18 protein-coding genes are annotated in these 19598 nt (G+C 68.8%); 6 read left to right on the top strand and 12 right to left on the bottom strand.

Going from position 1 to position 19598, the window contains the following annotated elements:
- A complete protein-coding gene (locus GDJ08_RS10590; protein WP_017356738.1) occupies positions 1-621 on the bottom strand; it encodes a glutathione S-transferase family protein in 621 nt (206 codons plus the stop codon).
- Positions 622-724: 103 nt separating this feature from the next.
- On the opposite strand from GDJ08_RS10590, the gene GDJ08_RS10585 reads away from it, so the two are divergent.
- Entirely contained in the window at positions 725-928 is a 204-nt protein-coding gene (locus GDJ08_RS10585) for a hypothetical protein (RefSeq protein WP_229296492.1), read from the top strand.
- A 41-nt stretch (positions 929-969) separates the two neighbouring features.
- On the opposite strand, the gene GDJ08_RS10580 is transcribed toward GDJ08_RS10585, so the two are convergent.
- Positions 970-3195, bottom strand: coding sequence for a primosomal protein N' (locus tag GDJ08_RS10580; RefSeq protein ID WP_136004489.1), 2226 nt, complete (start codon positions 3193-3195; stop codon positions 970-972).
- A gap of 438 nt (positions 3196-3633) precedes the next feature.
- Here GDJ08_RS10580 and GDJ08_RS10575 point away from each other — a divergent pair, with 438 nt between their 5' ends.
- The 4 genes from GDJ08_RS10575 (at position 3634) to sppA (ending at position 8662) form a co-directional block, all read left to right on the top strand.
- Positions 3634-4638 carry a hypothetical protein gene (locus GDJ08_RS10575; protein WP_153164832.1) on the top strand — a complete coding sequence of 335 codons (1005 nt, stop codon included), beginning with the start codon at positions 3634-3636 and terminating at the stop codon, positions 4636-4638.
- Complete coding sequence (locus GDJ08_RS10570) at positions 4631-5197, top strand: DUF3106 domain-containing protein (protein ID WP_136004485.1); 567 nt, start codon at positions 4631-4633, stop codon at positions 5195-5197. The genes GDJ08_RS10575 and GDJ08_RS10570 overlap by 8 nt, the downstream gene beginning before the upstream one ends.
- Before the next feature lie 119 nt (positions 5198-5316).
- Entirely contained in the window at positions 5317-6684 is a 1368-nt protein-coding gene (locus GDJ08_RS10565) for an MATE family efflux transporter (RefSeq protein ID WP_136004483.1), read from the top strand.
- A 73-nt stretch (positions 6685-6757) separates the two neighbouring features.
- Entirely contained in the window at positions 6758-8662 is a 1905-nt protein-coding gene (gene sppA, locus GDJ08_RS10560) for a signal peptide peptidase SppA (protein WP_153164831.1), read from the top strand.
- Positions 8663-8766: 104 nt separating this feature from the next.
- Here the strand turns inward: sppA and GDJ08_RS10555 are convergent, their stop codons facing one another.
- Positions 8767-9012, bottom strand: a complete 246-nt coding sequence (locus GDJ08_RS10555) for a hypothetical protein (protein ID WP_229296491.1) — start codon at positions 9010-9012, stop codon at positions 8767-8769.
- A gap of 161 nt (positions 9013-9173) precedes the next feature.
- On the opposite strand from GDJ08_RS10555, the gene GDJ08_RS10550 reads away from it, so the two are divergent.
- Entirely contained in the window at positions 9174-9950 is a 777-nt protein-coding gene (locus GDJ08_RS10550) for an SDR family oxidoreductase (RefSeq protein WP_136004477.1), read from the top strand.
- Between the two features lie 10 nt (positions 9951-9960).
- Here the strand turns inward: GDJ08_RS10550 and GDJ08_RS10545 are convergent, their stop codons facing one another.
- From GDJ08_RS10545 to GDJ08_RS10500, 9 genes are all read right to left on the bottom strand, one after another.
- Positions 9961-10686, bottom strand: coding sequence for a hypothetical protein (locus GDJ08_RS10545; protein WP_313160972.1), 726 nt, complete (start codon positions 10684-10686; stop codon positions 9961-9963).
- A gap of 128 nt (positions 10687-10814) precedes the next feature.
- On the bottom strand, positions 10815-11618 hold the full coding sequence (locus tag GDJ08_RS10535) for a DUF4124 domain-containing protein (protein ID WP_136004476.1): 804 nt from the start codon (positions 11616-11618) through the stop codon (positions 10815-10817).
- 56 nt (positions 11619-11674) lie between these two features.
- The gene (gene tsaC, locus GDJ08_RS10530) at positions 11675-12235 is read right to left on the bottom strand and encodes an L-threonylcarbamoyladenylate synthase type 1 TsaC (protein ID WP_136004474.1); all 561 of its coding nucleotides are present in this window, start codon (positions 12233-12235) and stop codon (positions 11675-11677) included.
- A gap of 16 nt (positions 12236-12251) precedes the next feature.
- Positions 12252-14750, bottom strand: coding sequence for a DNA topoisomerase I (locus GDJ08_RS10525; protein WP_153164830.1), 2499 nt, complete (start codon positions 14748-14750; stop codon positions 12252-12254).
- 192 nt (positions 14751-14942) lie between these two features.
- Positions 14943-15866 carry an RDD family protein gene (locus GDJ08_RS10520; protein WP_017355383.1) on the bottom strand — a complete coding sequence of 308 codons (924 nt, stop codon included), beginning with the start codon at positions 15864-15866 and terminating at the stop codon, positions 14943-14945.
- 48 nt (positions 15867-15914) lie between these two features.
- Positions 15915-16658 (bottom strand): GYF domain-containing protein, encoded by a 744-nt coding sequence (locus tag GDJ08_RS10515; protein WP_017355384.1) that lies wholly within the window; start codon positions 16656-16658, stop codon positions 15915-15917.
- 37 nt (positions 16659-16695) lie between these two features.
- Positions 16696-17169 (bottom strand): DUF494 family protein, encoded by a 474-nt coding sequence (locus GDJ08_RS10510; RefSeq protein ID WP_136004468.1) that lies wholly within the window; start codon positions 17167-17169, stop codon positions 16696-16698.
- Between the two features lie 42 nt (positions 17170-17211).
- On the bottom strand, positions 17212-18342 hold the full coding sequence (dprA, locus tag GDJ08_RS10505) for a DNA-processing protein DprA (protein ID WP_153164829.1): 1131 nt from the start codon (positions 18340-18342) through the stop codon (positions 17212-17214).
- Between the two features lie 93 nt (positions 18343-18435).
- Positions 18436-19569 (bottom strand): LysM peptidoglycan-binding domain-containing protein, encoded by a 1134-nt coding sequence (locus GDJ08_RS10500; RefSeq protein ID WP_017354357.1) that lies wholly within the window; start codon positions 19567-19569, stop codon positions 18436-18438.
- Positions 19570-19598 lie beyond the last annotated feature (29 nt).

The raw sequence follows: 19598 nt of genomic DNA, 5'->3' as shown, positions 1-19598 counted from the left end.
TCAGGTCAACGCCGTCATGACACCGCGCTGGTACGCGGGCCGCTGCTTCAGTCGCTCGTACCAGTCGGCCAGGTGCGGCAGCGCGGGGCGCTGGATGGGCATTTCGAACCACGCGTAGGCAAAGGCGCCCAGCGGAATGTCGCCCATCGCGAAGCGCTCGCCGGACAACCAGGGCTGGCGCGACAATGCATCGTCGGCCATCGCCAGCAGCTCACCCGAGCGCACCAGCGCGGCCGCAATGCGCGCGTCGTCGCGGTCGGCCGGGGCGGTACGCAGCGTGCCCCAGAACAGATCGCGGAAGGCGCCGGAAAAGGTGGAGGTGGTCCAGTCCATCCACTTCTCCGACTGCGCACGCTCGACCACATCTTCCGGATACAGCGTGCCGAGCGAATAACGCGCGGCCAGATAGCGCACGATGGTGTTGGATTCCCACAGCGGCAGGCCGTGGTCTTCGATCACCGGCACCAGGCCGTTGGGATTCATCGCACGGTACTCCGGCGACTGTGTGCCGCCAAACGCGCCGCCAACCTCGATCGACTCGTACGGCGCTCCGATTTCTTCGGCGCACCACAGCACCTTGCGCACGTTGCTGGAATTGCGGCGGCCCCAGATCTTCAGCATGGTCAGGCTTCCCGTTCGAATGGAATGCGCGCCACATGGCCGCGCGGTGCGGCTACGATACGCCGATCGGCCGCGTCACGGTCACCTTCAAGGAGCGAAACGGATGGGGATGTACGTCTTGGAACTGGGGCTGTTGGTGGTCGGCGCGGTGTTGCTGGTGGTGGGCTATCGCCGCAACCGCCGCACCATGCTGGTGGCGGCCGCGCTGGTGTTGCTGGTCAGCGGTGTCGTGCCGGATGTGGTCGAGGGTTTCGCAGAGGGACGCGCCAACGCCGACGCGCGACCGTTGGCCTTGCTGCAGCACTGACATCGCGTATCGGAGAGGGCGCGGGCCGACGCGCGCAGCGTTCAGTACAGGTCAGTCGGGTCCACATCCAGCGACCAGCGCACGCGCCGCGCCTGCGGTAGTGCGGAGATCTGCGGGGTGACCTGGTCCAGCGCCCGATGCAACGGTCCGCGCGCGGGGGCCGACAGCAGCAGCTGCACGCGTTGATAGCCGGCGCGGCGCGGCATCGGGGCCGGCATCGGGCCGTAGCGTTCGATCACCGCGTCATCCGGTACCAGTGCGCGCACCGCCATCAGCATGGCGTTGGCATGCTCCACCTGCTGCGCTTCGGCACGCAGCAGAGCCAGATGCGCGAACGGCGGGAACCCGGCCGCTTCGCGCTGCTGCAGCTCTGCCGCGGCAAACGCGTGGTAGCCGCCATTGACCAGGGTGTCCAGCAGGGGATGTCCCGGATGATGGGTCTGCAACCAGACCTCACCGGGATGCTCGGCGCGTCCTGCCCGACCGGCCACCTGGATCAGCTGCTGGGCCAGCTTCTCGCTGGCGCGGAAGTCGGCCGAGAACAGCCCTTCGTCGATGCCCACCACCACCACCAGCGTGAGCTTGGGCAGGTCGTGACCCTTGGCCAGGATCTGCGTGCCGACCAGGATGCCGGCCTGGTCGCCGAGCGTGGCCAGCTGGGTCTCCAGTGCATCGCGTTTGCCGGTGGTGCCACGGTCGATGCGGATCACCGGCACCTCGGGGAATGCCTCGACCAGATGCTCCTCCAGTCGTTCGGTGCCGATCCCCTGCGGCTGCAGAGCGAGGCTGCCGCAGTCCGGGCAGGCCAACGGCGCCGCCTGGCGCGCACCGCAGTGATGGCATTGCAGTCGGCGCCCGCCGGCATGCACGGTCATCGGTGCATCGCAGCGCTGGCAGGGCGCGGTCCAGCCGCAGTCATGGCACAGCAGTACCGGCGCGTAGCCGCGGCGGTTCTTGAACACCAGCACCTGGTGCCCGGCCTGCACGTGTTGGGCGATGCCGTCCAGTACGTCCGGTGACAGCCCATCGCGCAGCGGCCGCTTGCGCACGTCCAGCACCCGCACGCGCGGCGGCCGTGCCTCGCCGGCCCGCTGTTTCAGGCGCAGGTGCATGTAACGCCCCGCCTGCGCGTTGTGCAGCGATTCCAGCGACGGCGTCGCACTGCCCAGCACCACCGGCACATCCAGCGCCTTGGCGCGCACCAGCGCGAAATCACGGGCGTGATAGCGGATGCCGTCCTGCTGCTTGTAGCTGCCGTCGTGCTCTTCATCGACCACGATCAACCCGGCGTTGGGCAGCGGGGTGAACACCGCCGAGCGCGTGCCGACGATGATCTGCGCCTCGCCACGGGCGGCGGCGGCCCATACGCGGGCGCGCTCGTTGTCGTTCAGGCCCGAATGCAGCGCATGCACCGGAATGCCGAAGCGGGTGCGGAAGCGCGACAGTGTCTGCGGTGTGAGGCCGATCTCCGGCACCAGCACCAGTGCCTGCCGGCCCTGCGCCAGGCAGGTGGCGATGGCCTGCAGATACACCTCTGTCTTGCCACTGCCGGTCACGCCGTCGAGCAGGAACGGGGCGAAACCGCTGGCGGCGCTGATCGCGGCGATCGCGTCGGCCTGTTCGGGATTGGGCGCAGGCGCGGCGCGCACGCTGACCGCCGGCGCCGAATGGGCCAGCGCCACCCGCTCCACCAGTCCGCGCTTGGCCAGCGACCGTGCGGCGCTGCGCCAGTCGTCCATGAGGCCATCCAGCCGGTCCTCGTCCACCGGCCCGTCGGCCAGCCAGGTTGCCAGGCGCTGCGGGCGGGTACCCGCGCGCAGCCGCTCACGCTGCTGCGTGCCCTCGGCGGTGAGCTGCCAGCCCCACGGATGGGTGTCCGGCACCGGATCGCCCCGCCGCAATGGCGCCGGCAGCGCCGTACTCACCACCTCACCGAGCGGGGCGTGGGTGTAACGCGCCAGCCACTGCAACGAGGCCCACAGTTCGCCGCCCAGCAGCGGCTGCGGATCGATCCACGCCTGCGCCTCCCGCAGGCTGTCCGGGCTGTCCACCGCGCCGACCGCGGCCACCATGCCGATCAGCTCGCGCGCCCCGAACGGCACCCGTACCCGGCAACCGACCTGGCCCGGTACGGCGGCGGTCCCGGGCGGCGGCGCGTAGTCGAACAGCTGCGGCAGCGGCACCGGCAGGGCCACGCGCAGGGTCGGGAAGGACGGGGTCGGATCGGGTCGGGCAGACGCCGACCGGGGCAGAACGGGGCTGGACATCGGTGCAGTGTAGCGGCCCGACCGGACCCGTCGGCCGTGCATCGAGACAGTCTCGCCATGCGGCGAGAAGAATAAATCGCACCTAAATATCGGTGTGGATTGGAGATTCAGGCTTATCCACATCTTCTGTGGATAAGTCTGTGTGCGACTGCCGATCTTGGGACGATGGGTAAGGAACTTCCGACCTTCGTGTCGGATTGGTCAAAAAATAGCCACATAACAATAGTCAATAAAAACAACAAGATATCTGTGAAACAAAGTTGAAACATCCCCCGGTCCCGTGAGGCGCTGCCACTTCCTGCCGATTTCGTTGGTGCTGTGCACAACCTGCGGCTGATTGCGACATCAAGGTCGGCATGGGCCTTCACATGTCAACTACATCGGCATGCCCGACGGGCCGGCGCAATCGCTATCATTTCCCCACTTGATGGAGTTGCTATGACGGCTGCGACCGCCCCCGTTTCTTCTACTGCAGCCGGTGCGCTGTCGGCGTTTCTCCGCGGCGTTGAACGCCGTGCCCTGGTGGTGGCCGAACTGCAGTGTGGCGACCCCACCGTGGCCGAGCAGGCACTGGTGGCGGTGATGCGCGCCTTTGCCGGCATCGCCAGCGATGTGCCGATGGCCCAATGGCCGGACCGGTTCTGGATCCTGCTGGCGCACCGCCACCCGATCCGCGTGCCCGCTGCGGGGGGACAGTGGCCGCCCGGGCTGGCCCATCTGCCGACGCTGGCACCGCCGGCCCGGCTGGCGCTGCTGCTGCGTGTCGGCGGGGGCCTGGACGAGGCCGCTGCGGCACAGATCCTGGATCTGCCGGTCGCCGATTACCAGCAGGCGCTGGCCGAGGCGTGCCCGCGCGATGCCCAGGGCCATCCCGACGCAGCCGGCTGGCGCGCGCTGGCCGAGCAGGTCCAGCAGCGCCTGCGCGAGGTGCCGGCCACGCGCCTGCAGCGCCTGCAGCAGCCGGTGGCGGCGCCCGCCGCGCCCAGCGATGCGGCGTCGTGGCGCACCCCGGTCAAGACCGACGCCGCACCGGCACCCCGCGTCCGGGCCCGCCGCCAGGGGCGCCGTGTGCCGTGGCGCGGCCTGGTGATCGTGGCGGGGACGGTGGCCGCGCTGCTGGGCGGGGCCACGTGGTGGAAGCACAGTCGTTCCGCGGTCGATCCGGCCGCCAGCGTGCCCGACGGCGCGGTGGCCGTGGACAATCCGGTCAGCACCGAAGCCCTGCCCGAGGCCGATCCGCCGACCATCGCGCCCGCCGCCGCCGCCCATGCGGCCAGCGATGCGGCAATGCTCGCCGATCCGGACCTGGCGGTGGCCCGCGATGCCGATCTGTACGCCTGGTTCGCCGCGGGCGGCCCGGTGCCGGTGGACGAGTCACAGCCGCAACCCAGCCGCCCTGAACCCGCTACCGCCGGCCTGGAGACGGCAGGCGCCGATGAATAAGCCGATCCTGCTGATGGCCTGCCTGGCCGCGACCCTGTCGGTCCCTGCGGCGGCGACGTCGGTGCCATTGCCGCTGCCGTCGGAGGCCACGCCGGTGCCGGCCACCCGCACCGCCATTCCGACCACCGCCAGCGCGCTGGACCCGGCCCAACTGGCCGAGCTGCGCGCCCGCTATGCCATCTGGCAGTCGCTGCCCGAGTCCGAGCGCGCCCGTGTCCGCGACGGGGCACGCCGCATTGCCGCGCTCACGCCGGCCCAGCAGCAGACCCTGCGCGAGCGTTTCGCCCAGCAGGACCAGCGCTTCCGTGATGGCTGGCTGCTCGGGCCGCACCTCGGCCAATCGTTCCCGAAGCTGCAGGGCCTGTTCGGCTACCTGCCGGCCGAGCAGCGCGAACCGGCGCTGGCGGTCCTGCGCCAGCTCAGCGTGGACCAGCTCGCCCAGCTCAGCCTGATCGCCCAGCGCACGCCGCCGCAGGAACGGGAGCAGGTGCGCAGCCAGTTCCTGGCGCTGGCGCCGGGCGCCCGCGATGCGTGGCTGAAGCAGCACGTCGGCCACTGACACCGCGCGCCCATTCACTTGGCATCGTGGGTTTTGTCATGCCGCACGCGTAAGATGGCGGGCCGCAACCCGGTGCCTGTGCCCTCCGCGCGCGACCGTAGTTGCCGTCTGTGATCCCCATGTCCATCGCTACCCCCACGCCGCGCCTTTCCCGGGAAGTGCGCGCCACCGGTCTGCTTGCGTTGCCGCTGGTGCTCGGCCACGTTTCCACCGGCCTGATCTCGTTCGTCGACAACGTCATCGCCGGCCACCACGGCACGCAGACGCTCGCCGCGGTCACCATCGGTACCGCGCTGCTGTGGCTGCCGATGCTGATTCCGATCGGCACCCTGATCTCGCTGACCGCGTCGGTGTCGCAGCTGCACGGTGCCGGACGCGAGCGTGAGATCGGTCCGTTGTTCCGCCAGGCGCTGTGGTTGGCGCTTGGCCTGGGCCTGATCATGTTCGCCTTCCTCACGGTGGTACCGCCGCTGTTGCCGGCATTCGGCATCGCGCCGGACATCGTGCCCGGTGCGACCGCGTTCCTGCATGCGGTGCGCTGGGGCGGCCCGGCACTGACGCTGTACTTCTGCATGCGCTATCTCAGCGAGGGCATGCACTGGACGCTGCCAACCATGATCCTGGGCTTCGGCGGCCTGCTGGTGCTGGCGCCGCTGGGCTATGTGCTCTGCTACGGCAAGCTCGGTTTCCCGGAAATGGGCGCCGAAGGGCTGGGCATCGCCTCGGCGACGATGATGTGGCTCCAGGCGCTGTGCTTTGCCGGCTACCTGTGGAAAACCAGGCGCTTCGCCCACCTGCAGCTGTTCTCGCACGTTGAGCTGCCGCGCTGGGCGGCAATCTGGGACCTGCTGCGTACCGGCCTGCCGATCGGCATCACCGTTCTGATGGAAGGCGGTCTGTTCATCGTCACCGCTCTGCTGATCGGCCGCCTCGGCGCCACCGAAGCAGCCTCGCACCAGATCGCAATCAACGTGGCCCAGCTGTGCTTCATGATCCCGATGGGCGTAGCCGAGGCCACCACCGTGCGCGTGGGCCATGCGGTCGGCAGCGGCAACGGGCTGGGCGTGCGGCGCGCGGCCAATGCCGGTCTGGTGATCATTCTGGGCACGCAGACGCTGTCGGCGCTGGTGCTGCTGTTCGGCCACGACGCCATCGTCGGCGTCTACACCGCCGACCTGGGCGTGGCCGCCCTGGCCTCCACGCTACTGCTGTACGCGGCCGCGTTCCAGTTCCCGGACGGCATCCAGGTGCTCTCGGCCGGCGCGCTGCGCGGTCTCAAGGACACCCGGGTGCCGATGTTCATCGCCATGTTCTCGTACTGGGGGCTGGGCATGCCGCTCGGCGCCGGGCTGGGCCTGGGGCTGGGCATGGGGCCGCAGGGCATGTGGCTGGGCCTGATCCTGGGCCTGACCGCGGCGGCGATCCTGATGGCCTGGCGTCTTCGCGTCAGCAGCCGCCGCATCGGGCTCGCCCAGGCGTCACCCTGACTTGTGTCCGATGCCGGATCCGCCGGCACCGGCTATTCTGGCAATACGGCAAGAAGCCAACCTGGAGTTTTCCATGAACCAACCCGCGCGTCGCAATCCCGTCGCCAGCTTCTTCATCGGGCTGTGGGATGTGATGAACTTTACCCGCAGGCTGATCCTCAACCTGCTGTTCTTCGGTCTGTTGTTCCTGCTGCTGATTGTGTTCATCGTCGCGATGGGCAAGGGCGCCGGGGCCAGCAAGCCGCTGCAGGACCGGACCACGCTGGTGATCGCGCCGGAAGGCCGCCTGGTGGAGCAGTTCAGCGCCGATCCGGTCAGCCGCGCGCTGGCCCGCGCCGTGGGCGACAACAGCGCCGAGGAAGTGCAGCTGCGCGACCTGATCCGTGCCATCGAAGCGGCCCGCGACGACAAGAAGATCGAGCGCGTGGTGCTGCAGCTGGACAAACTGCAGCCGAGCGGTTTCGCCTCGATGCGCGAAGTGGTCGCGGCGCTGCAGGACCTGCGCGCGGCCAAGAAGCAGGTCGTGGCCTTCAGCGAGAACATGAGCCAGTCGCAGTACCTGCTGGCCTCGCAGGCCGATGAGGTCTATCTCGATCCGATGGGCTCGGTGGTGCTGGAAGGCCTCGGCCGTTACCGGCAGTACTTCCGCACCGGCCTGCAGGACAAGCTGGGCGTGGACGTGCACCTGTTCAAGGTGGGCGAGTTCAAGTCCGCCGCGGAGCCGTACGTGCTCGACGCCGCGTCGCCGCAGGCCAAGGAAGCGGACCTGTTCTGGATGAACGACGTGTGGCAGCGCTACCTCGGCGACATCGCCAAGGCCCGCAAGCTGGATGCCGCGCAGCTGGCAGCCGGTATCGACACCATGCCCGAAGGCGTGGCCGCCGCCGGTGGCGACCTGGCCAAGTTCGCCCTGCAGCAGAAGCTGGTCGATGGCCTGAAGACCCGCGAGGAAGTGGAGGACCTGCTGGCCGACCGTGGTGTGGCCGATGGCGACGCCGACGGTGGCTACCGCAACGTCAACATGGACGCCTACCTGGCGCTGCTCGACACCCGCCGTTCGCCGGTGGATGCGCGTCCGCAGGTGGCAGTGGTGGTGGCTGCCGGCGAGATCTCCGGCGGCGACCTGCCGGCCGGCCGCATCGGTGGCGAGTCCACCGCCGCGCTGCTGCGCGAAGCGCGCGACGACAAGGATGTGAAGGCCGTGGTGCTGCGCGTGGATTCGCCCGGCGGTGAAGTGTTCGCCTCCGAGCAGATCCGTCGCGAAGTGGTCGCGCTGAAGGCCGCCGGCAAGCCGGTGGTGGTGTCGATGGGTGACCTGGCCGCCTCGGGTGGGTACTGGATCAGCATGAACGCCGATCGCATCTATGCCGACGCCTCGACCATCACCGGTTCGATCGGCATCTTCGGGATGATCCCCAATGTCAGCCGTTCGCTGGACAAGATCGGCGTGCACACCGACGGTGTGGGCACCACGCGCTTCGCCGGTGCCTACGACATCACCCGCCCGATGGACCCGGCCGTGGGCCAGGTCATCCAGTCGGTGATCAACAAGGGCTACGCCGACTTCACCGGCAAGGTCGCCGAGGCCCGCGGCAAGCCGGTCGAGGCCGTCGATGAGGTGGCCCGTGGTCGCGTGTGGAGCGGCGCCCAGGCCAAGGAGCGCGGGCTGGTCGACGCGTTCGGCGGGCTGAAGGAGGCGGTCGTCGACGCGGCAGGGCGTGCCAAGCTCGGCAAGAGCGATGCGTACCGCGTGCGCTACATCGAGAAGGGTGCCACGCCGTTTGCGCAGTTCGTCAGCGGGTTTGCCGGCAGCCGCATGGGCGGTTACATGCTCAGCGAATCGGGCATGGCACGCATGATGCTGGCCCGGTCGATGCCGGAACTGGATACCCAGCTGCGCTTCGTCGAAGACGCGGCGCGCGATTCGCGCGGCAGCGCACCGGTCAAGGCGCTGGCGTACTGCTTCTGCGGCTTCTGACCGCTTCAGCGTGAAATCAAAAAGCCCGGCAAACGCCGGGCTTTTTTTTCAGGGGTCCGCTCGGCGCCGGCCATCCGGACAGGGCGCGACGCTCGACCCCGCAGTCAGCGCGATACCGGCGGAGCCGGCGTTGCCGGGGTGTCGGTGGCGGCGCGCTCGGCGGCATCCAGGTCCGGTGCTTTTTCCAGCATGTCGCGTGCGGCCTTGGCGCGATCCAGCGGCCGCTGGATCGCATCGCGCATCTGCGTGGCCTGCGGTTCGGGCGGGGTGTCCGGGGGCGCTGGCGCTGGACGGTTGCACGCGCCCAGCAGGAGCAGCGTCGGAAGTAACGGGAGGGTTCGCAGGGACATGGCAACCTCGCAACACACACGGGCGGAGACGGCAGTGTCGCACCGCCCGGCGCGGCCTGTGTGAGGATGCGCATGCGCGTTATCCTGTCGCCCGGGGCGCCGTGTGGTGCCCGCACAGACGATTCCACGGCCGCCGCGCGGCCCATCGGCAGGAGAACACCGTGAGCACGCAACGTTGGCGATTGGATGGACAGACCGCATTGATCACCGGCGCCAGTGCCGGCATCGGCCTGGCGATCGCGCGGGAGCTGCTCGGGTTCGGTGCCGACCTGCTGATCGTGGGTCGCGACGCCGATGCGCTGGAGATGGCGCGCGATGAACTGGCCGATGCCTTCCCCGATCGCGAGATCCACGGCCTGGCCGCCGATGTCTCCGACGACGAGGACCGCCGCGAGATCCTCGACTGGGTGGAAGACCACACCGATGGCCTGCACCTGCTGGTCAACAACGCCGGCGGCAACATCACCAAGCCGGCCATCGAGTACACCGAGGACGAATGGCGGGGCATCTTCGAGACCAACCTGTTCTCGGCGTTTGAATTGTCGCGCTACGCCCATCCGCTGCTGACCCGGCATGCGTCCTCGGCGATCGTCAATGTCGGCAGCGTTTCCGGCCTGACCCACGTCCGCAGCGGCGCGGTGTACGGCATGACCAAGGCGGCGATGCACCAGTTGACCCGCAACCTCGCGGTGGAATGGGCCGAGGACGGCATCCGCGTCAACGCGGTGGCGCCGTGGTACATCCGCACCCGCCGCACCTCCGGTCCGCTGTCCGATCCGGACTATTACGACCAGGTGATCGAGCGCACGCCGATGCGCCGGATCGGCGAGCCCGATGAAGTGGCCGCCGCAGTGGGGTTCCTGTGCCTGCCCGCCGCCAGCTACATCACAGGCGAGTGCATCGCCGTGGATGGCGGCTTCCTGCGCTACGGGTTCTAGCGCGCCCGCGTCAGTCCGGCACGGCGCAATCGCTGGCGGCCAGGACCGCATGCAGGCGCTCGCGCTCGGCCGTGGCGGCGGCATGATTGTCCGCCGTGGCGAAGCGTTCGCGCCCGCGGGCGTCGCGGAAGCGCTGCTGCCAGCTGGCACAGCGTTGCGGTTCCGGCACTGCCTCGCAGGTATCGCGTACCACTTCGCAACCGGCCGCGTTGACCGGTGTGTTGCCGCCGCCGAGGCCGGTCACCGACATCAGCAGGCAGATCGGCGGGGCCGGCTCCAGCTCATGCAGGTAGGTGCCCCGCTCGGTGGACTCGCAGCGGAAGATCGGCGGCAGTGGCGCCTTGGGCGCCGCCGCGTCGTCGGCCGATGCCGTGGCGGCGTCGCGGCGCAGTGTGTCGCTGTCGAGGATGCCGTTGCCGCTGTCGTCGGCGGGCCCGGCCTGCAGCACCGGCAGCGCGCCCGGTGCCGGCACCCCTGGACGCGGTACCGGCACGGCGGCATCGCGGGGCGCCGGTGACGCCGCTGGTGCGGGTGCCGGCGTGGCGGCGGGGGCCGTACGGGCGGGCATCGCAATGCGCTGGATGCGTTGCTGGCTGCCGGGCGGGCAGGCGGCGTTCTGGATGGTCAGGCCGCCGTCGGCGGCCGTGCAGCGGTAGAACACCGCGTCCTCGGCCGTGGCCGGCAGCGTCAGTGCCAGCCCGGCCAGCGCGCAGGCGCGCGGAAAGAAAGACATCATGCGGTGGGATTCATACGTGCTGGTCGAGCAGGATCGGATTGCCGTCGGGATCTTCCAGCATGATGCTGGCCGGGCCGGTCGTGGTTTCATCGGCTTCTTGCATGTGTGCCTCCTTGCGCCGAAACGCGTCAATTGCAGTCGCGGTCCAGCCGCGCATCGATGCTGCGCTGTTCGCGGTTGATCGCATCGCGTTCGCTCTGCAGGGCGCTGTTGTAACGCCGCTGCAGTTCCCAGCGCCGGTCGTTGAGGCGAGAGCATACGTCCTGCTGGGGCAACGGGTGGCAGGCATCGCGGACCAGCACGTTGCCGGCCGGCATCTCCAGCCCGCCGTAGCCGGGCCGCGGATAGCCGTTGCCCTCCCACTGCGAACTGCCGCCGCCGAACGCCAGACGGCCGCCGACATGCGAACCCTGCCCCGAGATCGACACCGATCCGCCGCTTGAGGTCACCGAGCCGCTGTCCATCGGCACCACCGGTGGCAGCGGGCGCGGTGGTGGCCGGCCGCCACCCGGCGGACGCGGACCCGGCCGACCGGGCGGATAGGGCAGATACACACCGGTCCACACCGGCACCCAGCGCGGGTTGCCCTCATTGCTGTCGCTGACGTAGCGGTCGCCGTCGCTGGTGACGCATTCGTACATCGGCTGTGGTGGCTGCACGTACACGTGGCGAACCTCACGCTCGGGCGCGCGGGTGGCCGCGGGCGTGGCCGGATCGGCATCGCTGCGGACCACGCGCGGGGCCGGGTCGCGCGGGCGCTGCATGTCGCGCACTTCCTGCTTGCCGGTGCTGCACGGGGCATCCTGCAGCGACACCGCGCCCGTGCTGCCCACGCAGCGGTAGATGCGCACGCTGGCATCCTGCTGGGCACCGGCCGGGCCGGGACCGAGCAGCAGGAACAACGGCAACCACAGGGCAGGGCGGGGGCGCATGTCCACAGTGTGCGGCTTTGCCGCGGCCCGCGCAAAACCCGGCGCAGGCGGCCGGCTCAGCTGCGCAGCACCTGGCCGCTGAGTGCGTCGCGGATCGGGGTCGGCTGGGCCAGGCCGCCGGTGGCGCCGTCGACGATGCCCGCCAGCAGGGGCAGCAGGGCCGGGTCCAGTTCGCCGCGCTGGCGTGCCGGCGGCTGGCCGGCGAGGTTGGCGCTGGTGGATACCAGCGGCCCGCCCCAGGCGCGACACAGCGCGGCCACCAGCGGGTGGGCGCTGATCCGCACGGCGATGCCGGTGTGCTCGCCCGTGATCCAGCGCGGGGCGCGTGGGCCGGCCGGTACGATCCAGGTGTTGGCGCCGGGCCAACTGGCCCGTACCTCGGCCAGGCGCGCGGCGGGCAGCGCCTCCAGGTCCACCCAGCCGTCGAGCTGGGCGGTATCGGCGGCGACCAGGATCATGCCTTTCTCGATCGGGCGCTGCTTGATCGTCAGCAGCGTCATCACCGCCGCTTCGTGGCCGGGATCGCAGCCCAGGCCCCACACCGCTTCGGTGGGGTAGGCGATCACCCCGCCAGCGCGCAGCGCAGGCAGGGCGGTGTCCGGGGTGAGTACGTTCATCGGGTGCTACCGGGGGTCAGGCCTTCTTGGCGACGGCCTTCTTGGCCACCGTCTTCTTCACGGCCTTCTTGGCGGCCGTTTTGCGGGGGAAGGCCTTCTTCGTGGCGGCCTTCTTGGTCGCCGTCTTCTTCACCGCCGCCCTCTTCGGCGCAGCCTCCTTCTTGACCGCGGCCTTCTTGGCCACGACCTTCTTGGCGGCCTTCTTGCCGAAGCCCTTGCGCACCGGCTTGCCGGTTTCTTCCATCAACTGCTGGACGTCGGCCAGGGTCAGCGAGGCGGGCTCGCGATCCTTGGGGATCTTGCCGTTCATTTTGCCGTCGCTGAGGTACGGGCCGAAGCGACCGTTCAGCACCTGGATCTCGCTGCCTTCGAACTCCTTGATGATCCGGTTGCGTGCGATCTCTTCCTTCTCTTCGATCAGGAACACCGCTCGGGCGAGATCGATCGTATAGGGGTCATCTTCCTTCTTCAGCGAGGCGTAAGTGCTGCCACGCTTGGCGAACGGCCCGAAGCGACCGATGCCGACGCTGACGTCTTCGCCGTTGTCCTGGCCCAGCGCACGCGGCATCAGGAACAGTTCCAGCGCGTCTTCCAGCGAAATGGTGTGCATCGACTGGCCGGGACGCAGCGAGGCGAACTTCGGCTTGTCTTCGGCATCTTCGGCGGTGCTGCCGATTGCCGCGTATGGTCCGAAACGGCCCAGGCGCACGCTGACCGGCTTGCCGGTCTTGGGATCGGTTCCCAGCTCGCGGGCACCGCTGGCCTCGGCCCGGTCCACCGATTCCTTCTTCTCTTCGACCAGCTTGTTGAACGGTTCCCAGAAGCGGGCCATCAACGGAATCCAGTCCTCTTCGCCACGCGACACCGCATCGAGCTCGTCCTCGAGCTTGGCGGTGAAGTCGTAGTCCACATACTGGGTGAAGTGGCTGGACAGGAACTTTGACACGGCGCGGCCCACGTCCGACGGACGGAAGCTGCGGCCTTCCATTTCCACGTACTTGCGGAACAGCAGCGTCTGGATGATCGAGGCGTAGGTCGACGGACGGCCGATGCCGTACTCTTCCAGCGCCTTCACCAGCGCCGCTTCGGTGAAGCGCGGCGGCGGCTGGGTGAAGTGCTGTTCGGCCAGGATGCGTTCGAGCGGCACGCGGTCGCCGGGCTTCATCGCCGGCAGCTTGCGGCCTTCATCGTCGTCCTCGGCGCTCTTGTTGTCCTTGCCTTCCTCGTACACGGCCAGGAAGCCGGGCACGACCACGGTGGTGCCGCTGGCGCGGAACACGTGTTCGCTGCCGGCCGACAGATCCACGCTGACCGTGTTGAGCGTCGCCGGGATCATCTGGCAGGCCACTGCACGCTTCCAGATCAGCTCGTAGAGCTTGCGCTCGTCGTCGGTGAGGTAGCGCGAGACCTGGGCCGGGGTCCGCAGTGCCGAGGTCGGGCGCACCGCTTCGTGCGCTTCCTGGGCGTTTTTGGACTTGGTCTGGTAGGTGTTGGGCTTGTCCGGCAGCGCGGCAATGCCGTAATCGCGCGCGATCACGTCGCGGATTTCGGCCAGCGCATCCTGCGACAGATTCACCGAGTCGGTACGCATGTACGAGATCAGGCCAACCGTGCCCTCATCGCCGATCGCCACGCCTTCGTACAGCTTCTGCGCCACCTGCATGGTCTTGCGCGTGGTGAAACCAAGCTTGCGCGAGGCTTCCTGCTGCAGCGTGGAGGTGGTGAACGGCGGCGCCGGACGGCGCTTGCGCTCCTTGCTGGCCACATCGGTGACGTGCAGCGCGCCCTGCGCGGCCTGCTGGATGCGCATCCGCGCGTCCTCGGCGGTGTCGCCGTCGGTCACCGTGAACTGTTCGAACTTCTTGCCGTCGAGCTTGATCAGGCGTGCATTGAAGTGCTGCGACGGGTGCGCGCACTCGGCATCGATGCTCCAGTACTCGCGGGCGATGAAGGCTTCGATCTCTTCCTCGCGCTCGACGATCATGCGCAGCGCCGGGCTCTGCACGCGGCCGGCGGACAGGCCGCGCTGCACCTTGCGCCACAGCACCGGAGAGAGATTGAAGCCCACCAGGTAGTCAAGCGCGCGGCGCGCCTGCTGGGCATCGACCAGGTCGCCGGCGATCGCGCGCGGCTGGCTCATGGCTTCCTTGATGGCGCGCGGCGTGATCTCGGTGAAGACCACGCGCTGCATCGGCTTGTCCTTGACCAGCCCGCGTTCTTTCAGGATCTCGGCGATGTGCCAGCTGATCGCTTCACCCTCGCGATCCGGATCGGTCGCCAGGAAAATGTCGTCGGCCCCTTTGGCGGCCTTGGCAATCGCATCGACATGCTTCTCGTTCTTCTCGATCAGGTCATAGCGCATCGCGAAGTTGTTGTCGGGATCGACCGCGCCTTCCTTCGGGACCAGATCGCGCACATGCCCATACGAGGCCAGGACGGTGAAGTCCTTGCCGAGGTATTTGTTGATCGTCTTGGCCTTGGCAGGCGATTCGACGATGAGCAGGTGCTTGGGCATGGCGTCTATTTCTATGGGCAGCAGCCCGGGGAGGGCGCTAGGGTGGAGCAAATGGCCGCATTAGTGAAGGGCAGCGGGCGATATCCATAAACTGAACGCCCGGGTATGCGCCGGGCGTTCAGCTTTCCTGCCTATTAGAGGAATCACGCCGGAGCTGCCCGTGTCAAGCGGCCCGGTGTGAGGGTGCGCCCGTCAGGCCATCGCGGCCAGCACGCCCACCATCGCCACGGCGGCGATGATCAGGGCCAGCGTGGACAGGCCAGCCAGCACCAGAATCACGATCGTGACGGTACCCAGTTCACGGTTTTGCAGGTGCGCGTTCTCGGTGAACGCCCACTTGTCGACCACCACCGTGTCGCACATCAGGTCGTGCAGCGCCTGCTTGCGCTCGGTGAAGGCGGCCATCAGATAGCCGATCATCAGGGTCAGGGTGCTGACGAAGGTCGCAAAGTAGCGGCCCACCGCACGGCCGCGGGTCAAGCGCTGGCCATCGCTGCGCACCACCTTGATGCCCACCGCCATCTTGCCCAGCGTGGCGCCGCCGGCCGAGGCGTGGAACTCGGCGTAGTACACCAGTGAGATCACGATGCCGAGCAGACCGCCGACGATGTCCGAGGTGCTCGACCCGGCGTCCGACCCCGCCATCGCACCGACGGCCAGGCCGAAGATGGCGCCGACGATGCCGCCGATCACCGCGCCGCAGAGGGTCAGCACCACATAGTCGATGAAGTAGGCCGCATACCGCTTCCAGAAGCCGGCATAGACCACCTCGCCGCCCTGCACCACGCCTGCACCGGCATAGCTGCCGGTACTGGCCGGGGCGCTGTACGGCGAGTAGGTGCCGCCGCCGGTGCCCGGCAGCGGGGCGGTACCGTTCTCGATGGCGATGTAATCGCCCCGCAGGTCGAACCCGCTGCCGAGGTTCCCGGTGGCGTTGGTCAGATTCTGCAGCTGCAGTTCTTCAACCACATCGCCCAGCGCCTTCCACTGGTCGAAGCCCTCACGCCAGACCAGCGTGGTGAGGGTGATCTCGCCGCGCTGGAAGCGCAGGCGCAGATCGTCGGCGGGCAGTGGCCCCTGGCGTTGTGCGCCGTCGGCGAAGTACCACTCGGTCATTGCATGTGTCCCCTGTTGCTCTCGTCCGTGGAAGAAGTAAGGCGTTGCTCAGCCGCGGCAGACCGTCGGCAGGTACTTGTCGTCCGCGCCGCCGGTGCATTCCCAGTGCCGGGCGTCGCCATCGTAGTCCAGCCACAGCAGCGTGCCGTCCAGGCCGGTGCTGCCGGGAATCGACAGCTCGGCCTCGATGCCGCAATGGTTGTTGTCGAAACGGCCGATGCGCAGCGCGGAGATGCCGTCCAGCGCGTAGCCATCGGCCGGCAGGAAGCCTTCATCGTCATTGACCGGGCAATGCCCGTTGGTGGCGACGAACTCCTCGACCTGGGTCTTGATCGGCGCCAGCGCGACGTAGGCCGCGCTGGCCTTTGCGCGGTGGGTGTAGTCCTGGTATGCGGGCAGGGCGATCGCGGCCAGAATGCCGATGAGCGCCAGGCCACCCACGCCGAGGACGGCCGCGACGATGCCGGCGATGGCACAGCCGGACAGACTCTTCTGCGGCACGGCCACCGGCTGTGCCGGCGGCGGCTGGCTGGCATAGGGGCCGGCCGGAATCTGCGGGGGAAGCTGGGCGGCAGGGCTGTCGGCGTCGACTCCGGCCGGCGGGTCGCTCGGGGCCTGCACCAGGCCGATCTCGTCGGCCACGGTGCGCAGGGCCTGCCACTGCGGCATGCCGTCGCGCCATACCAGCGTATCCAGCGCGATGCGGCTGGACTGGAACAGCGCGATCAACTCATCAGACGTCAGCGGCCCACGCTGCTGACGATTTCCTTCTGCATAGAACCACTCGCTCACGGCCCGCTCCTGAATGCGCAAGGCGCTCAGTGTACGGTCAGTGGAGCGGTTCGGGTTCGTCAATGAACATCTGGGTTTCCATCCAGGCGTAGGCGGCTTCGGCACCAGGCTGGTTGAACAGCACCATCAGCACCACCCACTTGAGGTCGTCCAGGTCCAGTTCGTCCTGGTCCAGGGCCATCGCACGGTCGAGCACCAGCTCGCGCTGGCCGGCGTCAAGGATGCCGTGCTGCTCCAGAAACAGCACGAAACCGCGGCATTCCACGTCCAGCTTGTCCAGTTCCGGGCCGTGGTAGATCCGGACCGGACCGTCCACGCGCGGCTGGGCCACGGCCGGGCGCTGTTCGGCCAGGGCATCGAGCCAATCGAAGGCTTTGTTGATCTCTGCGGGGCTGAAGCCGGCCTGTATCAGGCTGTTCTGGAGGGTGTCGCGATCACGCACAAGATCCGCGTCTTCGCTGAAGTAGTGTTCGAACAGGTACAGCAGGACATCCAGAATGCTCTCTTTCATTGCCCCTCGGCCTGCGTCCATGACGCTGTGGAGGTGAAGAAACTAGGGTTTTCGACAGTAGCGGCCATGCATGGCCATTACCTTTCCGTCCAGTTCCATGACCAGCAGCATGGCCGACAGCCGGGCCGCCGTCAATCCGCTGCGTTGGATCAGGGAATCCATACCTGTTGGGTCGTGGTCCAGTGCCTGCCACAAGCACTGGTAGTCCGGGTCGGAGGAGGGGGCGGCGCTCACACGGCCTGCCCGTGCCTGTTCAGTGGGGGTGCCCAGGCGCGTTCGCAAGGCCTGGGCGAGGGTCTGGGCCAGGGGATCCAGGCCCGCGATCACCTCAGCCACGTCTTCCACCAGCGCCGCCCCCTGGCGGATCAGGCGGTGGCAGCCCCGCGCGCGCGGGTTGCGCACCGAGCCGGGCAGGGCAAACACCTCGCGCCCGGCCTCGGCCGCCAGCCGCGCGGTGATCAGCGCCCCGGAGCGCTCGGCCGCCTCGATCACCAGGGTGCCCAGCGCCAGCCCGGCGATGATGCGGTTGCGGGCGGGGAACTGGCCCGCGTGGGCGGTGGTGCCCGGCGGGTACTCGCTGACCACCGCGCCCTCCCTCGCGATCCGCGCCTGCAGGGCGGCATGTCGTGGCGGGTAGGTCCGGTCCAGGCCGGTGGCAACCACCGCCACGGTGCAACCGCCGGGCTGGTCCAGCGCCGCCGCGTGCGCCCGGGCATCGACGCCGGCGGCCAGCCCGCTGATCACCGACAGTCCCTGCCGCGCCAGACCCCCGGCAAATTCGGCGGCCAGCTCTCCGCCGGCAGGGCTGGGCGTGCGGCTGCCCACCACCGCCACGCCGGGGTGCCATAGCCGCGCCGGCTGACCCTGGACGAACAGCGCCAGCGGCACCTGGGGCATCTGCCGCAGCAGGGGCGGATAGTCGGTGTGGGTGCAGGCCAGCAGATGGTGGTTGTCGTGCTCCAGCCAGCGCAGGGACCGTGCCAGCGCGGCGGAATCAGGCGTCTGCAGTCGCCCGCATTGCGCGGCGTCGCACCCGGCTGCGCGCCAGGCCGAGGGGCCGGCGGCCAAGGCGCGCTCGGCATCACCATGCTCATGAAGCAGGCGGCGGCGGGGGCGGGTCGGGCCGCCCGCCAGCAACAACGTGAGCAGCGGGGAGGGGGCAAGGGTGGTCATCCCCCCACCGTAGGCCGGATGCGCCGACGGCGCCCTGGGGCGCCGTCGGAGTCTTGCGTAGGGATGTTCCGCGTACCGACCAGCGGTCTGTCCCTACTGGGCGTCCGGATGCTTGGCTGCGTAGCCCACATGGACCGGTTTGACGCCCTGCATCACCAGCGCGTAGCTGACCTTGTCGAAGGTGCGGAACACCATCGCATGGGCGGCATACTCGTCGGGCAGGGTGACGCGCCCGGCGCCCGTGCTCAGCGCGTCGTCCATCCGCGAGGAGTTGGGGTACTGCATGCGGTGCGCGACATGGCGACCCTGCCGCCACAGTGAGACCACCGTGCCGTTGTCCACACCATCGGCGCGGCCGGCGGACAGGGCGATCACATCGCGCGGGCCACCGGCCGAGAACATGTCGGTCACGGCCAGGATGCGGATGTCCAGGCCCTCGGTCTGGGCAGCGGGCACGTGCGGGTAGAACTGCAGGTCGTACGGATTGGCTTCCACCGGCACCAGGCGGTCACCGGCACGCACTTCGCGGCCGTCAACCCGGCCCTGAAGCGTCAGCGTGGTCACTTCCACGTTGCCGCTGGCCACGCGCGTCACGGTGCCCACATTGAGCTGGGCCAGCTCATAGCCCAGCGTTGCCTGGCGCTTGGTCGGGACGGTGAAGTCCTTCCAGAGGTTGCCGCTGCCGGGCATGACGTCGCCGTTGGCGTTCAGGTCTTCGGTCGGCTTGGGCAGGGCGTAGCGCACGGTCGGGCGGACCACGGCCCAGCGCTGGCCCACCTGGGCCTGGTCCAGACCGCGCACGTAGGCGATCTGGCCGGTGGTGGCACGCAGACGGTTGTCTTCCAGGCTGACCACGTAGGGCAGCGAATCGATCTCGTCGACCACGCTCAGCTGCTTCAGGAACGGCTCCACCTGCTCCAGCGGAATCGCGTTGATCGGGGCTTCCTGGCGCGGGCCGGGCTGCTGGCCGACGACGCGATCCAGATAGGCCAGGCTCAGCACGTCGCCCGGGTAGATCAGGTGCGGGTTGCTGACCTGCGGGTTGGCCTGCCAGATTTCCGGCCAGAGCCACGGTTTTTTCAGAAAACGCGCGGAAATGTCCCACAACGTGTCGCCTTTGCGCACGACATAGGTATCCGGGTGCCCGCCATTCATTTCAACGGCGGTAGCATAGGTAGCGACGGTCAGCAGCGCCACGGCGACGACCGTACGAGTACGTTCAAACATGAGTGTGGTGCCTGATTCCCCAACAGGTG

It is taken from the genome of Stenotrophomonas nematodicola (genome assembly GCF_009467805.1).
Classification (GTDB): domain Bacteria; phylum Pseudomonadota; class Gammaproteobacteria; order Xanthomonadales; family Xanthomonadaceae; genus Stenotrophomonas; species Stenotrophomonas nematodicola.
Note: the sequence above shows the minus strand (reverse complement) of the source record. Positions and strands in the feature narration are given on the sequence as shown.

Coding starts and splice junctions, on each gene's coding strand:
- GDJ08_RS10520 (WP_017355383.1), bottom strand. CDS start 15,866: ATGACCGAGTGGTACTTCGCCGACGGCGCACAACGCCAGGGGCCACTG.
- GDJ08_RS10545 (WP_313160972.1), bottom strand. CDS start 10,686: ATGATGTCTTTCTTTCCGCGCGCCTGCGCGCTGGCCGGGCTGGCACTG.
- GDJ08_RS10555 (WP_229296491.1), bottom strand. CDS start 9,012: ATGTCCCTGCGAACCCTCCCGTTACTTCCGACGCTGCTCCTGCTGGGC.
- GDJ08_RS10580 (WP_136004489.1), bottom strand. CDS start 3,195: ATGTCCAGCCCCGTTCTGCCCCGGTCGGCGTCTGCCCGACCCGATCCG.
- GDJ08_RS10565 (WP_136004483.1), top strand. CDS start 5,317: ATGTCCATCGCTACCCCCACGCCGCGCCTTTCCCGGGAAGTGCGCGCC.
- tsaC (WP_136004474.1), bottom strand. CDS start 12,235: ATGAACGTACTCACCCCGGACACCGCCCTGCCTGCGCTGCGCGCTGGC.
- GDJ08_RS10590 (WP_017356738.1), bottom strand. CDS start 621: ATGCTGAAGATCTGGGGCCGCCGCAATTCCAGCAACGTGCGCAAGGTG.
- dprA (WP_153164829.1), bottom strand. CDS start 18,342: ATGACCACCCTTGCCCCCTCCCCGCTGCTCACGTTGTTGCTGGCGGGC.
- GDJ08_RS10525 (WP_153164830.1), bottom strand. CDS start 14,750: ATGCCCAAGCACCTGCTCATCGTCGAATCGCCTGCCAAGGCCAAGACG.
- GDJ08_RS10510 (WP_136004468.1), bottom strand. CDS start 17,169: ATGAAAGAGAGCATTCTGGATGTCCTGCTGTACCTGTTCGAACACTAC.
- GDJ08_RS10585 (WP_229296492.1), top strand. CDS start 725: ATGGGGATGTACGTCTTGGAACTGGGGCTGTTGGTGGTCGGCGCGGTG.
- GDJ08_RS10575 (WP_153164832.1), top strand. CDS start 3,634: ATGACGGCTGCGACCGCCCCCGTTTCTTCTACTGCAGCCGGTGCGCTG.
- sppA (WP_153164831.1), top strand. CDS start 6,758: ATGAACCAACCCGCGCGTCGCAATCCCGTCGCCAGCTTCTTCATCGGG.
- GDJ08_RS10535 (WP_136004476.1), bottom strand. CDS start 11,618: ATGCGCCCCCGCCCTGCCCTGTGGTTGCCGTTGTTCCTGCTGCTCGGT.
- GDJ08_RS10500 (WP_017354357.1), bottom strand. CDS start 19,569: ATGTTTGAACGTACTCGTACGGTCGTCGCCGTGGCGCTGCTGACCGTC.
- GDJ08_RS10570 (WP_136004485.1), top strand. CDS start 4,631: ATGAATAAGCCGATCCTGCTGATGGCCTGCCTGGCCGCGACCCTGTCG.